This window comes from Acidipropionibacterium thoenii DSM 20276 (assembly GCF_000423445.1).
In the GTDB taxonomy this organism is placed as follows: domain Bacteria; phylum Actinomycetota; class Actinomycetes; order Propionibacteriales; family Propionibacteriaceae; genus Acidipropionibacterium; species Acidipropionibacterium thoenii.
Window position 1 is genome coordinate 470,445 of the sequence record NZ_KE384018.1, and the last position, 22,129, is coordinate 492,573.

22 protein-coding genes are annotated in these 22,129 nt (G+C 69.4%); 18 read left to right on the plus strand and 4 right to left on the minus strand.

Translation table 11 applies throughout. The features are described 5' to 3' along the window. Positions 1-4: 4 nt before the first annotated feature. From G554_RS16090 to G554_RS0111610, 4 genes are all read right to left on the minus strand, one after another. Positions 5-958: a hypothetical protein gene (locus G554_RS16090; protein ID WP_051232967.1), complete on the minus strand. Its 954-nt coding sequence runs from the start codon at positions 956-958 to the stop codon at positions 5-7. 294 nt (positions 959-1,252) lie between these two features. Further along, positions 1,253-1,606: a hypothetical protein gene (locus G554_RS0111600; protein ID WP_051232968.1), complete on the minus strand. Its 354-nt coding sequence runs from the start codon at positions 1,604-1,606 to the stop codon at positions 1,253-1,255. Between the two features lie 105 nt (positions 1,607-1,711). Next, positions 1,712-2,116, minus strand: a complete 405-nt coding sequence (locus tag G554_RS0111605; RefSeq protein WP_027588027.1) for a Rieske (2Fe-2S) protein — start codon at positions 2,114-2,116, stop codon at positions 1,712-1,714. A gap of 30 nt (positions 2,117-2,146) precedes the next feature. Next, positions 2,147-2,896, minus strand: coding sequence for a histidine phosphatase family protein (locus G554_RS0111610; protein WP_027588028.1), 750 nt, complete (start codon positions 2,894-2,896; stop codon positions 2,147-2,149). A gap of 59 nt (positions 2,897-2,955) precedes the next feature. On the opposite strand from G554_RS0111610, the gene uvrC reads away from it, so the two are divergent. The 18 genes from uvrC (at position 2,956) to proB (ending at position 22,127) form a co-directional block, all read left to right on the plus strand. Next, positions 2,956-4,980 (plus strand): excinuclease ABC subunit UvrC, encoded by a 2,025-nt coding sequence (gene uvrC, locus G554_RS0111615; RefSeq protein ID WP_027588029.1) that lies wholly within the window; start codon positions 2,956-2,958, stop codon positions 4,978-4,980. Positions 4,981-5,025: 45 nt separating this feature from the next. Next, positions 5,026-5,910 carry an RNase adapter RapZ gene (rapZ, locus tag G554_RS0111620; RefSeq protein WP_281167966.1) on the plus strand — a complete coding sequence of 295 codons (885 nt, stop codon included), beginning with the start codon at positions 5,026-5,028 and terminating at the stop codon, positions 5,908-5,910. A 2-nt stretch (positions 5,911-5,912) separates the two neighbouring features. Next, on the plus strand, positions 5,913-6,887 hold the full coding sequence (locus G554_RS0111625; RefSeq protein WP_027588031.1) for a gluconeogenesis factor YvcK family protein: 975 nt from the start codon (positions 5,913-5,915) through the stop codon (positions 6,885-6,887). Positions 6,888-6,941: 54 nt separating this feature from the next. Continuing rightward, on the plus strand, positions 6,942-7,928 hold the full coding sequence (gene whiA, locus G554_RS0111630; RefSeq protein WP_027588032.1) for a DNA-binding protein WhiA: 987 nt from the start codon (positions 6,942-6,944) through the stop codon (positions 7,926-7,928). 143 nt (positions 7,929-8,071) lie between these two features. After that, positions 8,072-9,079: a type I glyceraldehyde-3-phosphate dehydrogenase gene (gene gap / locus G554_RS0111635; protein WP_027588033.1), complete on the plus strand. Its 1,008-nt coding sequence runs from the start codon at positions 8,072-8,074 to the stop codon at positions 9,077-9,079. A gap of 128 nt (positions 9,080-9,207) precedes the next feature. After that, on the plus strand, positions 9,208-10,416 hold the full coding sequence (locus G554_RS0111640) for a phosphoglycerate kinase (protein WP_027588034.1): 1,209 nt from the start codon (positions 9,208-9,210) through the stop codon (positions 10,414-10,416). After that, complete coding sequence (gene tpiA / locus G554_RS0111645; RefSeq protein WP_027588035.1) at positions 10,416-11,195, plus strand: triose-phosphate isomerase; 780 nt, start codon at positions 10,416-10,418, stop codon at positions 11,193-11,195. The genes G554_RS0111640 and tpiA overlap by 1 nt, the downstream gene beginning before the upstream one ends. A gap of 99 nt (positions 11,196-11,294) precedes the next feature. After that, a complete protein-coding gene (gene secG / locus G554_RS0111650; protein WP_051232969.1) occupies positions 11,295-11,537 on the plus strand; it encodes a preprotein translocase subunit SecG in 243 nt (80 codons plus the stop codon). An 83-nt stretch (positions 11,538-11,620) separates the two neighbouring features. Further along, positions 11,621-11,977, plus strand: coding sequence for an RNA polymerase-binding protein RbpA (locus tag G554_RS0111655; RefSeq protein ID WP_084648506.1), 357 nt, complete (start codon positions 11,621-11,623; stop codon positions 11,975-11,977). Beyond that, positions 11,974-13,434 carry a bifunctional folylpolyglutamate synthase/dihydrofolate synthase gene (locus G554_RS0111660; protein WP_027588038.1) on the plus strand — a complete coding sequence of 487 codons (1,461 nt, stop codon included), beginning with the start codon at positions 11,974-11,976 and terminating at the stop codon, positions 13,432-13,434. Before G554_RS0111655 ends, G554_RS0111660 begins: the two co-directional genes overlap by 4 nt. A 38-nt stretch (positions 13,435-13,472) precedes the next feature. Beyond that, positions 13,473-13,787, plus strand: a complete 315-nt coding sequence (locus G554_RS0111665) for a DUF4233 domain-containing protein (RefSeq protein WP_084648507.1) — start codon at positions 13,473-13,475, stop codon at positions 13,785-13,787. A 9-nt stretch (positions 13,788-13,796) separates the two neighbouring features. Then, positions 13,797-14,234 (plus strand): nucleoside-diphosphate kinase, encoded by a 438-nt coding sequence (ndk, locus tag G554_RS0111670; RefSeq protein WP_027588040.1) that lies wholly within the window; start codon positions 13,797-13,799, stop codon positions 14,232-14,234. Beyond that, positions 14,231-15,838, plus strand: coding sequence for a glycoside hydrolase family 3 protein (locus G554_RS17390; protein WP_051232971.1), 1,608 nt, complete (start codon positions 14,231-14,233; stop codon positions 15,836-15,838). The genes ndk and G554_RS17390 overlap by 4 nt, the downstream gene beginning before the upstream one ends. Positions 15,839-16,036: 198 nt before the next feature. Next, on the plus strand, positions 16,037-18,625 hold the full coding sequence (locus tag G554_RS0111680; protein ID WP_027588041.1) for an Rne/Rng family ribonuclease: 2,589 nt from the start codon (positions 16,037-16,039) through the stop codon (positions 18,623-18,625). A gap of 150 nt (positions 18,626-18,775) precedes the next feature. Then, positions 18,776-19,084, plus strand: a complete 309-nt coding sequence (rplU, locus tag G554_RS0111685) for a 50S ribosomal protein L21 (protein ID WP_027588042.1) — start codon at positions 18,776-18,778, stop codon at positions 19,082-19,084. A 12-nt stretch (positions 19,085-19,096) separates the two neighbouring features. Next, on the plus strand, positions 19,097-19,366 hold the full coding sequence (rpmA, locus tag G554_RS0111690) for a 50S ribosomal protein L27 (RefSeq protein ID WP_027588043.1): 270 nt from the start codon (positions 19,097-19,099) through the stop codon (positions 19,364-19,366). 96 nt (positions 19,367-19,462) lie between these two features. Continuing rightward, positions 19,463-20,995, plus strand: coding sequence for a GTPase ObgE (gene obgE / locus G554_RS0111695; RefSeq protein WP_027588044.1), 1,533 nt, complete (start codon positions 19,463-19,465; stop codon positions 20,993-20,995). Beyond that, positions 20,979-22,127, plus strand: coding sequence for a glutamate 5-kinase (gene proB, locus G554_RS0111700; RefSeq protein WP_027588045.1), 1,149 nt, complete (start codon positions 20,979-20,981; stop codon positions 22,125-22,127). Before obgE ends, proB begins: the two co-directional genes overlap by 17 nt. Positions 22,128-22,129 lie beyond the last annotated feature (2 nt).

Here is a 22,129-nt window from a genome sequence, read left to right on the forward strand (position 1 = left end):
TGGATCAACGCGCAGGACGACCGGCTTCCAAGGCCGTCGACCCGCCGAGGAGAGCCCTGTTCAACCGCCCGGCTGCCAGATCAGGGCGTCGAAGATCGGCGGCGCAGAACCGGATGACCCGCAGCCCCTGCTCCATGATTCGTCCCTCCCTCTCCTTCTCCGCGACGACGACGTCGGAGACGCTCTGCCCGGGCTTGAGCAATCGGCCGTACTTCACCCTGCCGTCGTACTCGCCGACGACTCCGTGCTCCGGCCACCCGAAGTCGCACCGTGCGATGACCTGGCCATCGGCGGTCCTCACGACGTACTGCAGGGCCGGAGGAGGGCAACCCCGCATCTCCAGCGAGGCCCTCATCATGGATTCGCCGGGGCTCTCGGGCAGCGCGTCACTGAACTCGGCGACTCTCCGCGCCACCTTGTTCCCAGGACGACCGGCACCTCGCTCAGCCAGCTCCAGCAGGAAGCTCCTGGATCCACCGGCGTGCAGCACCGAGTCCGCATTCATGACGCCGGTGACGAAGCCGAACTCGCGCGCCAGATCCAGCGCCACTCGTTCCGGACAGGTGAGCGGGAGACCATTCACCTCGACCAGCTCGTCATCCTCCAGCCCGCACACCCTGCTCACCAGTTGAGGACGTCGATGTGAGCTCCGCCCCTGGCCCGGCACCCGGGTGATCCACACCGAGTCCAGGCCCTGATTCATCAGCGGCATGCCCAGCAGCACAGCCGCCGAGACATGGCTCAGGGCGAAGCTGCCCCCGACCAGCGCCGGCACCGTTGCGGCAATGAGCTCCCGGTGCCGCATCCGTTCATCCTCGGAGAGGTCGCCGGGCACCACTGCGCCTCTCCTGACCTGCGTCCAGGAGCCGCTCCGCCTCCCCTTCGCGAGGACGTTGTGGCTGACGCCGGTGCGCACCAGGTCCCTCACGAGTCGCACTCGCCCCATGTCGTCGTTCATGACCTGAGTTGGCCACACCGCCGGAGGGCTGTCCAGCGTCCGGCACCGAAGCTGTGGACAACCTCCAGCTGTGGACAACTCCGGGGCCGACCGGACAGGCGCCTGCCAGATGGGTCGATCCCCGCCGAGGTGCCCTGGCTCTCCCCACCCAGCTCGGCGTTGATCCAGTAACTCCTCGTTGATCCCGTTGCATGAGGATCAACGAGGAGTTACTGGATCAACGGCGCAAGGAAGGGGGAGAAAGAAAGAGGCGGAAAGGACAAGTGCGGGCACGAGGGAGCAGGCAGGGGAGGATCAGCGCTTCATCGCCAGGGCGACGTTGACCACGACCAGGCCCACCCAGCAGATCAGGACGCCGAGCAGCCCACCGTTGGTGCCCAACATGACGGCCGTCAGCGGAATCGACATCACAACCGAGATGATGGCCACCGCGATCCGGCCACCGGCCGGCACCGCATTACTGGTCTGGGACAGCTGGGCCTCCCGTTCGGAGGCCACCTGACGCTGGATCTCGGCGGTCACCTTGGCGGCGAAGGAGTCCACCACGGCCGGTTCCATCGACGGGCCGAGGTCGGCCCGGGCACCCAGCACCGCCTCGGCCTCGGAGCGACTGATGCGCGGATCCTGGGGGACGGGGGAGCTGGCCATGGGACTGCCTTCCTCAATGGTGGAGAGCTGGGGTGACGATGCATCGACCATCCTGCCGTCAGACGGCGCCATGCTCGGCCGGCCGCGACGAGAATGGGGGACAGATCAGGCCGAGATCTTGAGCTTCGAGCCCTCCACCGTCACGGTGGCGGCCCCCAACCCGCTGGTGGCCGGGCCCTGGGTCACCGAGCCGTCGGCGATCGCGAACCGGGAGCCGTGACAGGGGCAGATGATCTGGCCGTCGGAGACCTTGGACACATCGCAGCCGGCATGCGGGCAGACGGCGCTGAACGCCTTGTAGGAGCCCTTGGTCGGCTGGGTGACGACATATCCCGCCTTGCCGAAGACGGTTCCGCTGCCGACCGGCACCTGGGAGGAATCGACCTCGAAGGGGCCCGACGGCGTGACCTGCTGGGAGCCTCCGCCCGAACAGCCGGACAGGGCGGTTCCGGTGGCCAGAGCAGCAAGTCCCAGACCGCTTCGCAGCAGTGCACGTCGTGTGGTTGCCATCATGTTCTCCTCTGGTGCGGGGTGCTGAGACTACCGGGTGAGGGCGTTGACCGTCGGGATCGCACTGGCCCCGGTCACCAGGCCGGCCGACACCAGATGGTCGACCCGGTTGATCCAGTGCACCTCGACGCCGCCACCTGGCAGCAGGCTGATCATCGAGGTGGAGGTGTTGTCCAGGCTGAACCACCACGGCTCGGAGCCCATCGGGCAGTCGGCCATCAGCTGGAGCCTCTCGGGGCAGATGATCGCGAACAGCACCAGGGCCCCGATCGCGCCGTGAATCACCATCGCCACGCAGTCCTCCTCGGAATGCGCCCGGCGGATCCAGTCGGCGATGTCCAGGGCCCGCTCGGCGACCTGTTGGGGGGTCTCCACGTCGCCGCGGTACCAGCCCTGCTCGGTCACCGACTCCGGGAACTGCGCCCTGGCGGTGATCGCCGCCAGGTCGGACAGCGAGGATCCCCGGGCAGCCTTCTGGGTCGGTCCGAAACCGTCCAGCGGGCCGGGGCGTTCGTAGAGGAAGTCCTCCACCTCCAGCGGCAGGTCGAGGGCATCGGCGACCGGCGTCGCGGTCTGGATGGTGCGCTTCATCGGAGAGCAGTACAGCCGGGTCGGCCTGGGCCAGACGCCGCCGATCCAGGCTCCCAGCGCCGCCGCCTGCTGGACCCCCAGATCGGTGATGCCGGGATCGGAGACCCGCCGGTCGGCGTAGTTGCCGGGATCGGATGCCGCCAGCAGGTTGTTGGCGGACTGGGCGTGGCGGATCAGGAGTAGCTGCACGTGCCCACCGTATCGATCCCGCACCAGAACCGTCGGTGCCAGCACCTACCCTTGCAGGCATGGCCGACCCGTCCAGCTACCGCCCTGCCCCCGGCACCATCCCCACCCAGCCCGGGGTCTACCGGTTCAGCGACGAGCACGGCCAGGTGATCTACGTCGGCAAGGCCAAGAACCTGCGCAACCGGCTCAACTCCTACTTCCAGGACATCTCGGCCCTTCACCCGCGGACCCAGCGGATGGTCACCACCGCCGCCCACGTCCAGTGGACAGTGGTCCAGAACGAGTTGGAGTCCCTGCAGCTCGAGTACACCTGGATCAAGGAGTTCGATCCGCGGTTCAACGTGATGTACCGCGATGACAAGACCTACCCGTGGCTGTGCGTCACCTGGACCGACGAGTTCCCCAGGGTCTTCGTCGGACGCGGCAACCACCGCCGCGGCTGGCGCTACTTCGGCCCCTTCGGGCAGGCCTGGGCGATCCGCGACACGATGGAGACGCTGCTGCGGGTCTTCCCGATGCGGTCCTGCTCGACCGGCGTCTTCAACCGAGCCAGAGCCCAGGGACGGCCCTGCCTGCTGGGCTACATCGGCAAGTGCTCGGCCCCCTGCGTGGGACGCATCGGGCCCGAGGCGCACCGCCAGATCGCCGACGACTTCTGCTCCTTCATGGCCGGTCACTCCACCGGGCTGGTCCACAGGATCGAACGCCAGATGGAGGACGCCGCCACCAACCTCGAGTTCGAGAAGGCCGCCGTGCTGCGCGACTCCCTGGGGGCCCTGGCCAAGGCCACCGAGCGCAACGCCATCGTGCTGGGGGACGGCACCGACGCCGATGTCATCGCGCTGGCCATGGACCCCCTCGAGGTGGCCGTCAAGATCTTCCACGTCCGCGGTGGACGGGTCCGCGGCGAGCGCGGCTGGGTCGCGGACCGGGCCGACGACGCCGAGGCCGGTGACCTGATGGAGAGCTTCCTGCTCACCCTCTACGGCGCCGGCGACGTCACCCGTGGCGAGGTCCGCGAGACCGGCCAGGGCCCCGTCATCCCCAGGCTGGTGATGGTCTCCCACGAACCGGCCTCCCCTCAGGCGATGAAGGAACTGCTGAGCGAGTCGCGCGGATCCCATGTCGAGATCCGGGTGCCCCAGCGCGGCGACAAACGCACCCTGATGGACACCGTCACCCGCAATGCGGCCGAGGCGCTGGCCCAGCACAAGCTGAAACGCTCCTCGGACCTGGCCACCAGGACCCGGGCCCTGGAGGAGATCCAGGAGGCGCTGGGCCTGGACCGGGCCCCGCTGAGGATGGAGTCCTACGACATCTCGCACATCCAGGGCCACCAGGTGGTCGGCTCGATGGTGGTCTTCGAGGACGGGATGGCCCGTAAATCGGAGTACCGCCGGTTCATCATCAAGAGTTTCGACGGCTCCGACGACTTCGCGGCGATGCACGAGGTCCTGTCGCGGCGTCTCAAGAGGCTGCTGGACGACCGTCAGGCGATGGCCGAGGGGGCCCAGGGAGCCTCCGACGGGGCAGACGTCACCGGAACCCTCATCGATCCCACCACCGGCGCTCCCCGCAAGTTCGCCTATGCGCCCAATCTCATCGTCGTCGACGGCGGAGCCCCCCAGGTGCACGCCGCCCAGGAGGTGCTCGAGGAGTTCGGCCTGGCCAACGAGATCGCGCTGTGCGGCCTGGCGAAGCGGCTCGAGGAGGTCTGGCTGCCCGACGAGGAGTGGCCGGTGATCCTGCCGCGGACCTCCGAGGGGCTCTACCTGCTGCAGAGGCTGCGCGACGAGGCCCACCGGTTCGCCATCACCTTCCACCGCTCCCGGCGTTCCAAGGCGATGGTGGAGTCGGTCCTCGATGAGGTGCCGGGCCTGGGGGAGGTGCGCCGCAAGACCCTGCTGGCGCATTTCGGCAGCCTTCGGGCGCTCCGGGCGGCCGGCGTCGACCAGATCGCCGAGGTGCCGGGGTTCGGGCCGGTGCTGGCCCGGTCGGTGGCCGATGCGCTGAGTGCAGCCGCGCCTCAGCCGGCCGTCAACACCGCCACCGGCGAGGTGCTGGAGGAGGGTCCCACCCCGTGACCCCATCGATCCCCTGAACCGCGACGAGGGTCCTACGATGGGCCCGTGACCAGTCCAGTCGACACCCCCGCCAGCCCCGCCCCGCAGCGGGTGGTCGTCATCACCGGGATGTCAGGGGCCGGCCGGCGCACCACCGCCCATGCGATGGAGGATCTGGGCTGGTATGTCGTCGACAATCTTCCGCCGGCGATGCTGTCGGAGCTGGTCTCGGAGACCTCCGTCAACGGCGTCGACCGGCTCGCCGTGGTGCTGGACGTCCGCACCCGCGGAATGTTCGAGAACCTCGACGCCGCGCTGCGCCAGTTGCACAGCCGCGGCGTGGAACCGCAGATGGTCTACCTGGAGGCCTCCGACGAGGCGATCGTCAAGCGTCAGGAGTCCAGCCGTCGGCCGCTCCCGCTCCAGCACGGCGGCCATCTGCTGGACGCCATCGCTCGGGAGCGCCGGATGCTGTCGGGGGTGCGGGCCGCAGCGGACTTGGTGATCGACACCACCTCGATCACCACCCGCCAGCTTGCCCAGCGGATCGACTCGGCCTTCGCCGAGGTCAATGACCAGCTCACCATCCAGTTGATGACCTTCGGGTTCAAACGCGGCGTGCCGATCGACGCGGATCTGGTCTTCGACGTGCGCTTCCTGCCCAATCCCTACTGGGTGCCGGAGCTGCGGCCCAAGACCGGGCTGTCTCCCGACGTCTCCTCCTACGTGCTGGCCCAGAGCGGGGCCCGCGAGTTCATCGACCGGGTCGATGAGCTCCTGGCCGGGATGGAACCGGGATATCTTCGGGAGGGCAAGAAGCAGGTGACGGTCGCGATCGGCTGCACCGGAGGAAAGCATCGCAGTACCGCGATCGCCGAGGAGCTGGCTCGTCGGCTGAGATCCAGGGGACGCCCGGTCGCAGTGCTGCACCGGGATCTGGGCAGGGAGTGACCATGGCGCTCAAACAGGGAGAGAACACCCTCGACGGGCCGGTGGTGGCCGCCTTCGGCGGTGGTCACGGGCTGGCCGCCTCGCTGCGGGCACTGCGCCGGGTCACCTCGCAGATCACCGCGATCGTCACGGTGGCCGACAACGGCGGATCCTCGGGACGGCTGAGGGAGGAGTTCTCCTGCCTCCCGCCCGGGGACCTGCGCCGGGCGCTGGCCGCGCTGTGCGCCGACGACCGGGTCGGACGGACCTGGGCCGAGGTGCTGCAGTCCCGGTTCGGGGGCCAGGGTGAGCTGGCAGGACATGCCATCGGCAACCTGTTGATCGCCGGGCTGTGGCAGGAGCTCGGCGATCCGGTCGCCGGGCTGGACATGGTCGCCGAACTGCTGGGCACCCGCGGAAGGGTGCTGCCGATGGCCCTGGTGCCGCTGGACATCTCCGCGGAGGTGATCGGCCTGGACCCGCTGCGCCCCGACGAGACCTACACCCTGACCGGGCAGGCCACCGTCGCCAAGACCCGCGCCGAGGTGCTCACCGTCCGCCTGGAGCCGGCTGATCCGCCGGCCTGCCCGCAAGCCATCGAGGCGATCGCCGACGCCGACTACCTGGTGCTGGGCCCCGGCTCATGGTTCACCTCGGTGATGCCCCACCTGCTGGTGCCGGAGATCGCCGATGCCATCATCGAGTCCCCGGCGCACAAGATCCTCGCCCTCAACATCGCCCCCACCGAGGAGACCGACGGATTCAGCCCCGCCCGCCATCTGGAGGTGCTGGCCGAGCACGAGCCGCGGATCCGCTTCGACACCATCCTGGCCGACCGGAACTTCGCCTCCGAGGACTCCCATCTGGCCTCCTACGCCCGCAATCTGGGGGCTGAGCTGGTGGAGGCCGACCTGGCCGTGCGCGACGGCACGGCTCGTCACGACACGCTACGGTTGGCCTCCGCCTACGCCGAGATCATGGGCTGCGCGGCGCACTGACCTGGTCGACAGACCCCGTCGGCCTCGCTGCCATCCCAGGAAAGGAACCACCAGATGGCCCTCACCGCCCGCGTGAAGTCCGAACTGTCGACCGTCGTCGTGCCCAAGATGTGCTGCCGGCGTTCGGAGATCGCGACGACCCTGCGGTTCGCGGGCGGGATCCACCTGGTGGGCGGCCACATCGTCATCGAGGCCGAGCTGGACTCCGGGGGTGCGGTCCGTCGGTTGCGCCAGTCGATCCAGGAGATCTACCACCTCGATGCCGATGTGGTGGTCGTGCACGGCTCGGGGATCCACCCGAACACCCGCTATGTGCTGAGGCTGGCCCGCGGCGGCGGGGATCTGGCCCGGCTCACCGGACTCATCGACCGATCCGGGCGTCCGGTGCGGGGACTGCCCTCGGCGGTGGTCGGTGGCGGCCAGTGCTGCCAGGCGGCCGCCTGGCGCGGGGCCTTCCTGGCCCGCGGCTCCCTCACCGAGCCGGGCCGGTCGATGGCGATGGAGATCACCGCCCCCGGATCGGAGGCCGCGATGGCACTGGTGGGGGCCGCGCGGCGTCTCGACATCTCGGTGAAGTCGCGCCAGGCCCGCCACGTCGAGCGGGTGCTGATCCGAGACGGCGACTCGATCGCCGCGATGCTCACCCGGATGGGCGCCCATGAGGCGGTGCTGGCCTGGGAGGACCGCCGGGTGCGCCGCGAGGTGCGCGCCTCGGCCAACCGGCTGGCCAATTTCGACGACGCTAATCTGCGCCGTTCGGCGCACGCCGCGGTGACCGCCAGCGCCCGGGTGCAGCGGGCCCTGGAGATCCTGGGGGACGATGTCCCCGACCACCTGCTGGAGGCCGGCCGGCTGAGGCTGGACAACCGCAACGCCAGCCTCGAGGAGCTCGGCCAGCTGCACGTCCCGCCGCTCACCAAGGACGCCGTGGCCGGGCGGATCCGGCGTCTGCTGGCCACCGCCGACAAGGCCGCCAAGGCCCAGGGAATCCCCACCACCCTGGAGAGCCTGCCCGCCGAGATCCGGGAGGAGCATTCCTGAACCGGGGGCCAACGGGGGATGAACGATAGGGGTCGTGCGGAGGAAAGTCCGGACCGCCGCGCGGCGCCCGGATCTATTGGCTATCCTTGGATATGTCCGCGTGCCCCACAGTGGCACACATCACATCTGTAGGAGATCCCTGTATGACCGTCAAGGTTGGTATTAACGGGTTTGGCCGCATCGGCCGCAACTTCTTCCGCGCCCTGCTCGAGCAGAAGGCGGACCTGGATGTCGTGGCTGTCAACGACCTCACCGACAACGCCACTCTGGCCCACCTGCTCAAGTACGACTCGCTGCTGGGCCGCTTCCCCGGCGAGGTGTCCTACGATGAGGAGGGCATCATCGTCGACGGCAAGCACATCAAGGTGCTCGCCCACCGCGATCCCGCCGAGCTCCCCTGGGGCGAGCTGGGCGTCGAGATCGTCGTCGAGTCCACCGGTTTCTTCACCGATGGCACCAAGGCCAAGGCCCACATCGATGGTGGCGCCAAGAAGGTCATCATCTCCGCCCCCGGCAAGAACGTCGACGGCACCTTCGTGATCGGTGTCAATGACGCCGACTACGACAACGCGACCGACAACATCATCTCGAACGCGTCCTGCACCACCAACTGCCTGGCTCCGCTGGCCAAGGTGCTCAACGACACCTTCGGTATCGAGCGCGGCATCATGACCACGATCCACTCCTACACCGGTGACCAGAAGCTGCTGGACGCCCCCCACAAGGATCTGCGTCGCGCCCGCGCCGCCGCCCTCAACATGATCCCCACCAAGACCGGCGCCGCTCAGGCCGTCGCCCTGGTGATCCCGGAGCTCAAGGGCAAGTTCGACGGCCTGGCCGTTCGCGTCCCGACCCCCACCGGCTCGCTGACCGACCTCACCTTCGAGGCCTCCAAGGAGGTCACTGTCGAGGCCGTCCAGGCTGCCGTCAAGGCCGCCGCCGAGGGCCCCCTCAAGGGCATCCTGGCCTACACCGAGGATCCGATCGTCTCCACCGACATCGTCCACGACTCGCACTCCAGCATCTTCGACGCCACCGAGACCAAGGTCATCGGCAACCTCGTCAAGGTGCTGTCCTGGTACGACAACGAGTGGGGCTACTCCAACCGTCTGGTCAACCTCACCTCGCTCGTCGCCAGCAAGCTGGCCTGAGCTCGTTGAGCCCAACGGCGTGACATGCACGACGGCCCCGTGCCCCTCTCGGGGTGCGGGGCCGTCGCCCATGTCCGCCGGCACACCGTGTGCACCGCACACTTCTCCCAGTACAGAAAGGATCGTCCATGAAGTCAGTTGAGGACCTCGGCGACCTGTCAGGCAAGCGGGTTGTCATCCGCTGCGATTTCAATGTCCCGCTCGACGGCGAGACCATCACCGACGACGGCCGCATCAAGGCCGCCCTGCCCACCCTGGAGCAGCTGCACCAGGCCGGCGCCCGTACCACCGTGCTGGCCCACCTCGGACGCCCGAAGGGTGCGGTGGACCCCAAGTTCTCGCTGGCCCCGGTGGCCAAGCGTCTCGGTGAGCTGATGGGTCTCGACATCAAGCTCGCCTCCGATGTCGTCGGCCCCTCGGCCCAGCGGACCTCCGCATCCCTCAAGGACGGCGAGATCGCGCTGGTCGAGAACGTTCGCTTCGAGAAGGGCGAGACCTCCAAGGACGAGGCCGAGCGCACCGAGCTGGCCAAGAAGTACGCCTCCTTCGGCGACTTCTACGTCTCCAACGGTTTCGGCGTCGTGCACCGCAAGCAGGCCTCGGTCTACGACATCGCCAAGCTCCTGCCGAGCGCTGCCGGATCCCTGGTCGAGAAGGAGGTGAAGGTCCTCGAGGGCCTCACCGATGACCCGAAGCGTCCCTTCGTGGTGGTGCTCGGTGGCGCCAAGGTCGCCGACAAGCTGGCTGTCATCGACAACCTGCTCAAGGTCGCCGACACCCTGGTGATCGGCGGCGGAATGGCCTTCACCTTCATCAAGGCCGAGGGCAACGAGGTCGGCCGCTCGCTGGTCGACGACGACTCGATCGAGGCCGTCAGGCGCTACCTGGCCCAGGCCGAGGCCGCCGGCAAGAAGATCCTGCTGCCGGTCGACGTCCGGGTCTCCGACGCGATCGACTTCGGTGCCCACACCGTCGGCGAGATCGACGTGGTCGCCGCCAACGAGATCCCTGTCAGCATGATGGGTCTGGACATCGGTCCGCAGACCGAGAAGCTGTACGCCGATGCGATCCGTTCGGCCGCCTCGGTGTTCTGGAACGGCCCGATGGGCGTCTTCGAGATCAAGGGCCTGGAGGAGGGCACCCGCGCTGTCGCGCAGGCCCTCACCGAGGTCAAGGGGCTGTCGGTGGTCGGCGGTGGCGATTCCGCCTCCGCGGTCCGCTCGCTCGGCTTCGCCGATGACCAGTTCGGTCACATTTCCACCGGTGGTGGTGCCTCCTTGGAGCTCATGGAGGGCAAGGAACTCCCCGGTATCGCAGTCCTGAAGGAGAGCAACTGATGTCCCGCAAGCCGATTCTGGCCGGTAACTGGAAGATGAACCTGGACTACAAGGCCGGCATGAGCCTGGTCCAGGACCTGGGTTCCGCGCTGGTCGACAAGGACCACGACCCCAGCCGGGCCGAGGCCGTCGTGATCCCCCCGTTCACCGGCATCCGCACCGTCCAGGTGCTCGTCGAGGGGGACAAGCTGCCGATCGCCTGGGGGGCCCAGGACATCTCGGCCCACGACGACGGCGCGTACACCGGTGAGGTCTCCGGTGAGATGCTCAAGGCCCTCAACTGCTCCTACGTGGTCGTCGGCCACTCCGAGCGCCGCGAGTACCACAACGAGACCGATGAGGTCGTCAACGCCAAGGCCAAGAAGGTCATCGAGTACGGCATGACGCCGATCGTGTGCTGTGGCGAGCCACTGGAGGTCCGCAAGGCCGGCAAGCACGTCGAGCACACCGTCGCCCAGATCACGGCCGACCTGGCCGGGATCGATGCCGCCGACGTCGCCAAGCTCGTCATCGCCTATGAACCCATCTGGGCCATCGGCACCGGCGAGACGGCCACCGCCGATGACGCCCAGGAGGTCTGCGGGGCGTTGCGCAAGGCCGTCGGGGATCTCTACGACGGGCCGACCGCCGAGGCTGTCCGGATCCAGTACGGCGGCTCGGTCAAGCCGGGCAATGTCGTCGAGATCATGGGCAAGCCCGATGTCGACGGTGCCCTGGTCGGAGGGGCCTCCCTCAAGGCCGGCGACTTCGCCAGCATCGTGACCTTCTACCAGAAGTGAGCTGCTGACTCGCTGCACCACCCACTGCGCCCCGGGCCCCATGGTCCGGGGCGCGGTGTTTCGTGGGTTAGGGTAGAGGATGTGACTCTCGCGCCGCTTATGACATGGCCTGTGTTGACCCTGTCCATCGTCCTGTGTGTTTTCAGTGTGATCCTGACGCTCTTCGTCCTGCTGCACAAGAGCAAGGGCGGCGGCCTGTCCGACCTGTTCGGCGGTGGCGTGTCCACCTCGATGGGTGGCACCTCGATCGCGGAGCGAAACCTCGACCGGCTGACGACGATCATGGGCCTGCTGTGGCTGGCCTGCATCATCGGGCTGCTGGTGGTCTACCACTTCGAATGAGCTGATCGGCTCACGGTGGCGCCGTCCAAGGGGGACGACGCCGCAACCACTATGAGTTTCAAACAAGGGAGAGTGACCAGGTCGTGGCTGGTGGAAGTGCAATCCGAGGCAGCAGAGTGGGCGCCGGACCGGCCGGAGAGGCCGAGCGCGGAGAGGCCGCACCCCGCGAGGTGGTCCAGTACTACTGCGCCAACCATCACGTGGTGCGCCCGGTGTTCTCCGCCGAGGCGGCGATCCCCGACACCTGGGAGTGCCCCAAGTGCGGACTGCCCGCCAACCGTGACCAGGAGAACCCGCCGGCCCCGCCGAGGACGGTTCCCTACAAGACCCACCTGGCCTATGTGAAGGAACGCCGCAGTGATGCCGAGGCCGCGGCCATCCTCGCCGAGGCGCTGGCCAGCCTGCGGGAGCGACGCCGCAACGGTGAGGTCATCTATTGAGAGCGGCCGAGCATCTCAAGCTCGTCGAGGCGCTGCAGGCCCGCTGGCCTGAGCACCGGATCGGGCCCGGGCTGGACCGCGAGAGAGCGATTCTCGATCTGCTGGGCAATCCCGAGCGCGCCTACCCGGTGATCCAGATCGCCGGCACCAACGGCAAGGGCTCCACCGCGATCATGGTGGAGTCCCTGCTGAGGGCCGCCGGGCTGCGGGTGGGTCGCTACACCTCGCCCCATCTGGTCGATCTGCGGGAGCGGATCTGTGTGGATGGCGAGCCGATCAGCGTCGAGTACTTCGATGAGATCTGGGAGCAGATCTCCCCGATGGTGCAGATGGTCGACGACCAGCACATCGACGGGATCGCACCGACCTTCTTCGAGGTCATGACGGCGATGGCCTTCGCGGTCTTCGCTGACGCACCGGTCGACGTCGCGGTCGTCGAGGTGGGCCTCGGCGGGCGCTGGGACGCCACCAATGTGGTCGACGCCCAGGTGGCCGTGGTGGCCCCGGTGGCGATGGACCACATGCACATCCTCGGCGACACCCTCACCAAGATCGCCTCCGAGAAGGCCGGGATCATCAAACCGGGCTGTGCGGCGGTGATCGCCGGCCAGCAGCCGGAGGCCGCCGCGGTGCTGCTGGCCCAGTGCACCGATGCCGGCGTCCACCCGGTCCTGGAGGGCCCGGACTTCGCCCTGCTGGAGCGGCGCGGTGCGGTGGGCGGCCAGGTGATCCGGATCCAGACCGCCGGCGGACCGCTGGGGGAGCTGTACCTGCCGTTGTTCGGCGAGCACATGGCCCACAACGCCGCGTTGGCGGTGGCGGCGGTGGAGGCCTTCATGGGCGGTTCCCCGCTCAATCCCCAGATCATCGAGCAGGGCCTGGCCGAGGTGGACGCCCCGGCCCGCCTGGAGGTGGTGCGGCGCAATCCGCCGGTGATCCTCGACACCTTCCACAACCCGCACGGGGCCCACTCGGCGGTGGCCGGGCTCACCGAGTCCTTCGAGTTCAACCCGCTCATCGCGGTGGTCGCCGCGATGCGGGACAAGGACATCGACGGGGTCTTCGCCGAGATGGCCCCGGCGGTCTCCCAGGTGGTGCTCACCACCATGCCGGAACTGCCCAGGGCCAGGACCCTGGAGGAGATCGACGAGATCGCCGCCAGGTACTGGGACGGCGATCACCGGATCACCAGCCCGACGGTCGCCGAGGCGATCGGTGAGGGGATCCGACTGGCCGAGAGCGCAGGTCCGGGTGCCGGCGTCCTCATCGCCGGATCGGTGGTGCTGGCCGGCCAGGCGCGAGGGATCCTGCTGCCCGACGGCGTCAACCCCCTGCACTCGGGGCCGCAGGCCGTGGTGGAGGTCCCGCAGCTCTCCGATGAGCAGATCGAGGCGATGGAGGGCCAGCCCCTGGAGGCCGTCGACGACGAGCCGGACAGCGACGGGGACTCCTGGTGAGCCTGGCGCGGGCGGGGAGCCTGGCGCAGGACAATCCGATGCGCTCCCCGCTGATGGCCGGGCTGATCTGCCAGGTGGTCGTCTTCGGGTTGGCGATCCCCGGCATGGTGCTGGTCTCGGCGGTGTCGCTGGCCACCGCGGCCGCGCTGGGCGGCGGATGCGCGGTGCTGGCGGTGATCTCGGCGGCCGGGCTGCGGCGCGGTTGGGGTTACCCGCTGGGCTGGCTCACCCAGCTGGCGGGGATCCTGCTGGGGCTGGCGACCCCGATGATGTACCTGGTCGGCGCGATCTTCGCGATCATCTGGGTGGCGACCTTCGTGATGGGTCGCCGCCTCGAGGACACCCTGCGATAAGGTCGGACCATGAGCGACAAGCAGAGAGTCCTCGTCCTCCTCAAGCCCGACGCGGTGAAGCGTCATCTCATTGGCGAGATCGTGGCCAGATATGAGGCTCGCGGACTGATCGTGCGGGCGATGGAGCTGCGCACCATAGACGAGCAGCTGGCCTCCCAGCACTATGCCGAGCACATCGGCCGGCCCTACTTCGAGCCGCTGGTGGAGTTCATCACCTCCGGGCCGCTGGTGGCGATGGTGCTGGAGGGCCGCAAGGCCATCCCGGTGGTCCGTGCCATGAACGGCAGCACCGACTGCGCTGAGTCGGCACCGGGCACCATCCGCGGGGATCTGGGCGTCCACTACCGCCGCAATCTGGTGCACGCCTCCGACTCCCCGGAATCGGCGGAGCGCGAGATCGGGCTGTGGTTCCCCCACCTGGCACCCCAGACCGACGATCCCCAGTGACCTCACCGGACCAGCTGCTGGCATCCATGACGCTGGCCCAGAAGGCCGGCCAGCTGCTGGTCTGCGAGGTCTACGGCACTGATCCGCACACCCCCCATCCCAAGAACCTCGAGCACTTCGGGGTGCCCACCGCCGGCCAGGCCATCGAGGACCTGAACCTGGGCGGGGTGGTCTACTTCCGCTGGACCGACTCCTTCGACCAGGGGCCGCAGCAACTCGCCCGGCTCTCCAATGGGCTCCAGCAGGCCGCCCTCAGCTCGGGTGCCGGTATCGGCCTGATGGTCACCACCGATCAGGAGCAGGGCCCCTCCAGCCGGTTCGGACCGCCGGCCACCCAGTTCCCCGGCGCGATGGCGTTGGGGGCCACCGGGGATCTGGACGCCGCCCGGCGTGCCTCGGCGATCACCGGGGCAGAGCTGGCGGCGGTCGGCATCAACCTGGACTTCGCCCCCGATGCCGATGTCAACGTCAATCCCGCCAATCCGGTGATCGGGGTGCGCTCCTTCGGCTCCGATCCGGCCAGGGTCGCCCGGTTCGTCGCATCGCAGGTCGACGGCTACCAGCGCGACGCCGGGATCACCGCCTGCGTCAAGCACTTCCCCGGACACGGCGACACTGCCACCGACTCCCACACCGGCCTGCCCTCCATCGCCCACACCGGCCAGCAGTGGGAGCAGACCGACCTGCCGCCCTTCCGGGCCGCCATCGACGCCGGGGTGGACATGGTGATGAGCGCCCATATCCGATTCCCCGCCCTGGAGCCCTCCGGCGAGCCCGCCACCCTGAGCCACAGGATCCTCACCGGGCTGCTGCGCGAGCGGCTCGGGTTCCCGGGGGTCATCATCACCGACTCCCTGGAGATGGCCGGGGTCCGCCAGTCCCATCCCGATGCCGAGGTGCCGGTGCTGGCGCTGGCCGCCGGCGCCGACATGATCCTGATGCCACCGGATCCCCGGTTGGCCCGCGATGCCATCGTGGCTGCCGTGGAGTCCGGCCGTCTGTCGCCCAGCGAACTGGACGCCAAGGTGCTGCGGGTGCTGGAGCTGAAGGCCCGCCGGGGGATGCTGCAGCCGACCCCGGCCGACCCGGACGTCGTGCTGGAGACCGTCGGCAGGCCGGACAGCTCGGCCCTCGCCGCAGACCTCACCCGCCGCGCCGTCACCCTGGTCCACCAGGGCGCACTGGCCCTGCCGATCGCCCCCGAGGGTCTCAAGGTCCATGTCGGTGGCTGGAACCAGGCCGAGAATCTCGACCTGGTATCAGCCCTCAGCGATCTTCTGGCAGCCGCCGGAGCAGTCCCGGTGGCCGATCCAGACCAGGCCGATCTGGTGATCTGGTTCACCCACGACCTGGCGGCCGATCCCGACCAGGCCAGGGAGCTGAACGGCCTGGCCGCCAGCCCCGGGCACGGCCCGGCAGGGCTGCTGGCGGTCTCGGTCGGGGTGCCCTATGACCTCTGGCAGCTGCCCGGGTCGGTCACCCAGCTGGCCGTCTACAGCTGCGCGGTCACGGTGCCCGCGGCGGTGCTGGGGGCACTCACCGACACTCGCGGGCCGGCCGGCGTCTGCCCGGTGGATCTGTCGGTGTGGCATAATCGCCATTAGGTGAACGGGGTACCGCCCCAATCTCTGAACGCTGAGACCCACACCGCGACGCCATGGCGACCGCGGGGGATCACGGCGGCAGAGCTCACCGCCAGCTTTTGCACCGCGCCGCTTTGTCGACGGTTTACTTCCGCTCCACCGTGAGCAGCCTCCTGGTGGCCGTGTGCATCTGATTTCGCCGCAAGGCGGAGGAGACACATGCTCCAGGACAATACTGACAACTCCACTGCGGGACCGGGATCCGAGGACGGGTCCGAGGGGGTGGCATCGACCACCACCCCGAGGCGACGCCGTCGCGCCGCCTCCCGGCCCGCCGGTGCTCCCAGCGCCACCGCTGCCAGCACCACGACCCCCGCGATCACCATCAGCGCCGCCGGATCCGGCGGTTCGGTGATCAGTTCCGAGACCGACGCCTCGGATCTGCCCCGTCCACCGTCCGGACGCCGCCGCCGTGCCACCCGCTCGGCCGCCCCGGTCGACACGCCGGCCGAGGCCCCCGCGATTGAGACCCCCGTCGTCGAGACCCCCGCTGCCGAGCCGCAGCCCGAGGCGGCCCCCGCCGCAAAGACCCGTACCCCGCGCCGCCGTCGCTCCACCCGGCCGGCCTCCCAGCCGGTCGCCGAGCCGGTGCGCGAGGAGGTGGCATCCTCCGAACACGGCGAGGATCCCGTGGAGGCCGCCCTCAGCAAGGCCGAGAAGGCCGGCAGGAAGGGCGCCGCCGCGCTGGACGCCGCCGTGGCCAATCCCTTCTCCACCGCTGACATCCTGGACTCGCTGGCCGCCGAGATCGGTGGCGAGGAGGCCGCCCCCAAGCGGACCCGCCGCCGCCGCTCCCGCTCCGCTGACAAGGCGGAGGCAGCCGAGGAGACCGAGAACCGCGAGCAGACCGAGGACTCGGCCCCCGCGAAGGCTCCCGAGAGGAGCCAGGCCGAGGAGGCCCCCGAGGCCCCGGCCGCCGACACCACCCCCGAGTCCGATGCGGAGGAGGACTCCGAGGAGTCGCGCGGCACCCGCCGGCGCCGCCGTCGCGGTGGCCGCCGCCGTCGCCGCGGCGAGTCCTCCGAGGACCACGAGGAGGAGGCCGAGGACCACCAGGACTCCGACAGGTCCGAGGACTCCGGCAAGCCCGCCGACAAGTCCTCCGATGAGGAGTCCAGCTCCACCCGTCGGCGTCGCCGTCGTCGCCGTCGTCGCGGCGAGGACACCTCCGGTGCCGAGGACGACCCGAGCGATGTCGTCGTCAAGGTCCGTGAGCCCCGCCCGCACAAGTCGGCCGCCGATGAGGTCACCGGGATCGAGGGTTCGACCCGCCTGGAGGCCAAGAAGCAGCGCCGCCGCGAGGGCCGGGCGGCCGGTCGGCGTCGTTCCCCGATCCTCACCGAGGCCGAGTTCCTGGCCCGCCGCGAGCAGGTCGAGCGCCGGATGGTGGTGCGCCAGTCCGAGGACTACTCGCAGCTGGCGGTGCTGGAGGACGGCGCCCTGGTCGAGCACTACGTGGACCGCTCCTCGGCGGCCTCCTCGATCGGCAACATCTACCTGGGCAAGGTGCAGAACGTGCTGCCCTCGATGGAGGCGGCCTTCGTCGACATCGGCCGTGGCCGCAACGCCGTGCTGTACGCCGGCGAGGTCGACTGGGCCCGCTACGGCAAGGAGGGCGAGCCCAAGCGCATCGAGCACGCCCTGAAGTCCGGCGACACCGTGCTGGTCCAGGTCTCCAAGGACCCGGTCGGCCAGAAGGGTGCCCGGCTCACCTGCCACATCTCGATCCCGGGCCGCTACATCGTCTACGCGCCGGGCGGCCAGCTGTCGGGGATCTCCCGCAAGCTCGCCGACGCCGAGCGCAAGCGGCTGAAGAAGATCATCGACGAGAACATCCCCTCGGATGCCTCCGTCATCGTGCGGACCGCCGCCGAGGGGGCCTCCGAGGAGGACCTGGAGCGCGACATCTCCCGGCTGAAGAGCCAGTGGGAGGTCATCGAGCGCAAGGCCAAGTCCTCCCACGCCCCGGCGATGCTGTACACCGAGCCGGACCTCACCCTCCGGATCATCCGCGACCTGTTCACCGCCGACTTCTCCGAGCTGGTGGTGGCCGGGGCCGGCGGCCCCGAGGACGCCTACGAGACTATCAAGGGCTACATCGACCACGTCGCCCCCGACCTGGGCGGCAGGCTGACCCACTGGGACACCGAGTCCCAGGGTGACCCCTTCGCCCAGTACCGGATCGACGAGCAGATCGCCAAGGCCCTGGAGCGCAAGGTCTTCCTGCCCTCGGGCGGGTCGCTGGTGATCGACCGCACCGAGGCCATGACGGTCATCGACGTCAACACCGGCAAGTTCACCGGCTCGGCCGGCAACCTGGAGGCCACCGTCACCGCCAACAACCTGGAGGCGGCCGAGGAGATCGTCCGCCAGCTGAGGCTGCGCGATATCGGCGGGATCATCGTCACCGACTTCATCGACATGGTGCTGCCGGCCAACCGGGAGCTGCTGGTGCGGCGTCTGGTGGAGTGCCTGGGCCGCGACAGGACCCGTCACCAGGTCTCCGAGGTGACCTCCCTGGGTCTGGTGCAGATGACCCGTAAGAAGATCGGCACCGGGCTGGCCGAGGCCTTCACCGAGGAGTGCCAGGAGTGCGGTGGCCGCGGCTACCACCGGTTCACCGAGCCGGTCGACTCCCAGGCGCCCGCCGATGGCGGGGAACGCTCGGGCTCCGACCACTCCAGGGGTCGGTCCAACCGGTCACGGTCGGGCAGGCACTCGGGGCACGGGTCGAAGAAGTCCGACTGAGGCGGGTTTTGACCCGACGCAGGCGCCACGGTAGAGTGGTCAGCCGGTCCGACCTGACGGTGCACACAGGCCCCAGAGTCGGTCAGGCTTCGGTCGGAACCCCCGCGGTTCCGCTCCAATGAGAAGACATCGAACGAGAGTAGGTCAGGCGTGTACGCGATCGTGCGTAGTGGCGGCCGCCAGCACAAGGTGGCAGTGGGTGACGTCGTCGAGATCGACAAGGTCACCGACGAGGTGGGCAGCAGCATCGAGCTGACTCCCCTTCTGCTGGTGGACGGCGAGTCTGTCACCTCCCAGAAGGATGCCTTGGACAAGGTCTCGGTGACCGCCGAGGTGCTGGGCGAGGCGAAGGGTCCGAAGATCAGGATCCTCAAATTCAAGAACAAGACCGGTTACAAGAAGCGCCAGGGGCACCGTCAGAAGTACACCCAGGTCAAGGTCACCGGGATCAAGGGCTGAAGGTAGGCAGACATGGCACACAAGAAGGGCGCATCCTCGTCCCGCAACGGCCGCGACTCCAACGCTCAGCGTCTGGGCGTCAAGCGGTTCGGCGGGCAGCTGGTCAACGCCGGCGAGATCATCGTCCGCCAGCGCGGCACTCACTTCCATCCCGGCAAGGGCGTCGGACGCGGCAAGGATGACACCTTGTTCGCGCTGGTCGCCGGCAATGTCACCTACGGCAGCCGTCGTGGCCGCCGGGTGATCGACGTCGTTCCCGCCGAGGAGCCCGCCCAGGCCTGAGCCTGAGCCTCCCCGCACGATCGAAGGACCCCGTCCCCGCCCGGGACGGGGTCCTTCGCCGTACTGTTGACAGCACCCCCCGAAAAGGAGCCCCGGATGGCCATCCCGTCATTTGTCGACCGCGCGACCCTGCTCGCCGTAGCCGGCAAGGGAGGCGACGGCTGCGCATCGGTGCGCCGGGAGAAGTTCAAACCACTGGGCGGCCCCGACGGCGGCAACGGCGGACGCGGCGGTTCGGTGATCCTGCGGGTCGACCCGCAGCTCACCACCCTGGTCGACTACCACCGCCAGTCGGTGCGCAAGGCCACCCCCGGCCAGGCCGGCAAGGGGGACGACCTCAACGGCGCCAATGGCGAGGACATCGTGCTGATGGTCCCCGACGGCACCGTGGTGACCGATGCCCAGACCGGTGAGTTGCTGGCCGATCTCACCGGTGCCGGCGCCGAGATCGTCGCGGCCGCCGGCGGCCGCGGCGGGTTGGGCAACACCGCGCTGGCCTCCTCGGCCCGCAAGGCCCCCGGATTCGCCCTGCTCGGCGAGGAGGGGGAGGAGCGCAAGATCTCCCTGGAGCTGAAGGTGGTGGCCGACATCGGACTGGTCGGCTTCCCCTCGGCCGGCAAGTCCAGTCTCATCGCCGCGATCTCGCGGGCCCGCCCGAGGATCGCCGACTACCCCTTCACGACTCTGGTCCCCAATCTCGGCGTGGTGGTGGCCGGGGAGACCACCTACACCGTCGCCGACGTCCCCGGGCTCATCCCGGGTGCCTCCCAGGGCAAGGGTCTGGGATTCGACTTCCTGCGCCACATCGAGCGCTGCCGGGCGCTGGTCCACGTCATCGACTGCGCCACCTACGAGCCCGGCCGCGACCCGATCACCGACCTCGACGTCATCGAGGCCGAGCTGAGGGCCCACGGCGGGTTGGAGGACCGGCCCCGGATGGTCGTCCTCAACAAGGTCGACGTACCGGACGCCGCCGAGCTGGCCGAGATGGTGAGGCCCGAGATCGAGGCGCGCGGGTTGCGGGTCTTCGAGATCTCCACGAAGTCCGGGGCGGGGCTGACCGGGCTGAAGTTCGCGATGGCCCAGGTCGTCGAGGAGCACCGCCAGAACACCCCGGCCCCGGAGCCGGCCCGGGTCGTGCTTCGCCCGACCCCGGTGGAGCGTCGAGGAGCCAAGGGCAAGGAGTTCACCATCGCCCGGCAGGGAGACGGCGAGGGCGGCTTCCTGTGGCGGGTCAAGGGGGAGAAGCCGACCCGCTGGGTCGCCCAGACCAACTTCAATAACCAGGAGGCGGTCGGCTACCTGTCCGACCGGCTCAACCGGCTCGGCGTCGAGGACGAGCTGCTGGAGCTGGGAGCGGTGGCCGGCGACGCGGTGGCGGTCGGCGGGGATGACGCCGTCATCTTCGACTTCGCGCCCCAGGTGCAGTCGGGTGCCGAGTTGCTGTCGCGCCGCGGCGAGGACCAGCGACTCGACCACGAGCGCCCCTCGGCGGTCCGCCGGCGGGCCGAGGACAAGGAGTACCACGAGGCCCGCGACTCCTACGGAGTGGTCGGGCGCGACCCGGAGGGCAGGTCCTGGCGGGCACGGCTGGCGGAGGAGTCGGCTCGCGATGACGATGAGAGATGACGTCGCCGCTGCCGTCCGGGTGGTCGTCAAGGTCGGCTCCTCCTCGCTGACCCAGCCCGGCGGGGGGATCGACGTCTCCAAGGTCGACGCCCTGGTCGAGGTGCTGGCCGCCGCCAAGGAGCGCGGCCGCCAGGTGGTGCTGGTGAGCTCTGGTGCCATCGCCGCCGGCTTCCCAGCACTGGGGATGACCCGGCGCCCCCGCGATCTCGCCGGCCGCCAGGCCGCCGCCTCGGTGGGCCAGGGGATCCTGCTGCACCGTTACGAGGAGGATCTCGCCCGCCACCAGGTGACCACCGGACAGGTGCTGCTCACCGTGGAGGATCTGGTGCGCCCCAAGAGCTACCGCAATGCCTGGTCAACCCTGGGCAAGTTGCTGGCGCTGGGGGTGGTGCCGGTCATCAACGAGAACGACACGGTGGCCACCGGCGAGATCCACATCGGCGACAACGACCGCCTGGCGGCCCTGGTCGCCGAGCTGATCCGCGCCCAGGCCCTGGTGCTGCTGTCGGATGTCGATGCGCTCTACACCGCCCACCCCTCCGATCCCAGCGCCACCCGCATTGACCGGGTCGACGACATGGACTCCCTGGAGGTCGACGTCTCCCGGCCCGGTTCACGGGTCGGCACCGGGGGGATGGCCACCAAGCTGGAGGCCGCCCGGATCGCCACCGGATCGGGGATCCCGGTGGTGCTGGCCGACTCCGGCGACGCCCTGGCGGCGATCACCGGCCAGGATGTCGGCACCTACTTCGCTCCCAGCCACCGGCGTCGGCCCCGCAAACTGCTGTGGCTGGCCGATGCCGCCGCACCCCAGGGAGATATCTGCATCGACGCCGGTGCGGTGCACGCGCTGCGTGATCGCAAGGCGTCCCTGCTGGCGGTCGGTGTCACCGAGGTGCACGGCGACTTCCAGGCCGGCGACCCGGTGCGGGTGATCGGCCCCGATGGCCGACCCGAGGGTCGCGGCATCGTCTCCTACTCCCACCAGGAGGTCCGCGAGATGCGCGGCCGTTCCAGTGCCTGGCTGGCCCGCGAGATGGGGGAGGGGGCCAGCCGCGAGGTGATCCACCGCGACGCCCTGGTCCTGGTCCGGCGGCGAAAGACCGCCGGCCACCCCAGCGCGAAGGACTGACC

Bases quoted from the DNA above. Each gene is read 5' to 3' on its own strand.
- secG (WP_051232969.1), top strand. From the start codon at position 11,295: ATGACATGGCCTGTGTTGACCCTGTCCATCGTCCTGTGTGTTTTCAGT.
- G554_RS0111680 (WP_027588041.1), top strand. From the start codon at position 16,037: ATGCTCCAGGACAATACTGACAACTCCACTGCGGGACCGGGATCCGAG.
- uvrC (WP_027588029.1), top strand. From the start codon at position 2,956: ATGGCCGACCCGTCCAGCTACCGCCCTGCCCCCGGCACCATCCCCACC.
- G554_RS0111665 (WP_084648507.1), top strand. From the start codon at position 13,473: ATGCGCTCCCCGCTGATGGCCGGGCTGATCTGCCAGGTGGTCGTCTTC.
- proB (WP_027588045.1), top strand. From the start codon at position 20,979: ATGACGATGAGAGATGACGTCGCCGCTGCCGTCCGGGTGGTCGTCAAG.
- whiA (WP_027588032.1), top strand. From the start codon at position 6,942: ATGGCCCTCACCGCCCGCGTGAAGTCCGAACTGTCGACCGTCGTCGTG.
- tpiA (WP_027588035.1), top strand. From the start codon at position 10,416: ATGTCCCGCAAGCCGATTCTGGCCGGTAACTGGAAGATGAACCTGGAC.
- obgE (WP_027588044.1), top strand. From the start codon at position 19,463: ATGGCCATCCCGTCATTTGTCGACCGCGCGACCCTGCTCGCCGTAGCC.
- G554_RS0111640 (WP_027588034.1), top strand. From the start codon at position 9,208: ATGAAGTCAGTTGAGGACCTCGGCGACCTGTCAGGCAAGCGGGTTGTC.
- gap (WP_027588033.1), top strand. From the start codon at position 8,072: ATGACCGTCAAGGTTGGTATTAACGGGTTTGGCCGCATCGGCCGCAAC.
- G554_RS0111625 (WP_027588031.1), top strand. From the start codon at position 5,913: ATGGCGCTCAAACAGGGAGAGAACACCCTCGACGGGCCGGTGGTGGCC.
- G554_RS0111605 (WP_027588027.1), bottom strand. From the start codon at position 2,116: ATGGCAACCACACGACGTGCACTGCTGCGAAGCGGTCTGGGACTTGCT.
- G554_RS0111600 (WP_051232968.1), bottom strand. From the start codon at position 1,606: ATGGCCAGCTCCCCCGTCCCCCAGGATCCGCGCATCAGTCGCTCCGAG.
- G554_RS16090 (WP_051232967.1), bottom strand. From the start codon at position 958: ATGAACGACGACATGGGGCGAGTGCGACTCGTGAGGGACCTGGTGCGC.
- rpmA (WP_027588043.1), top strand. From the start codon at position 19,097: ATGGCACACAAGAAGGGCGCATCCTCGTCCCGCAACGGCCGCGACTCC.
- ndk (WP_027588040.1), top strand. From the start codon at position 13,797: ATGAGCGACAAGCAGAGAGTCCTCGTCCTCCTCAAGCCCGACGCGGTG.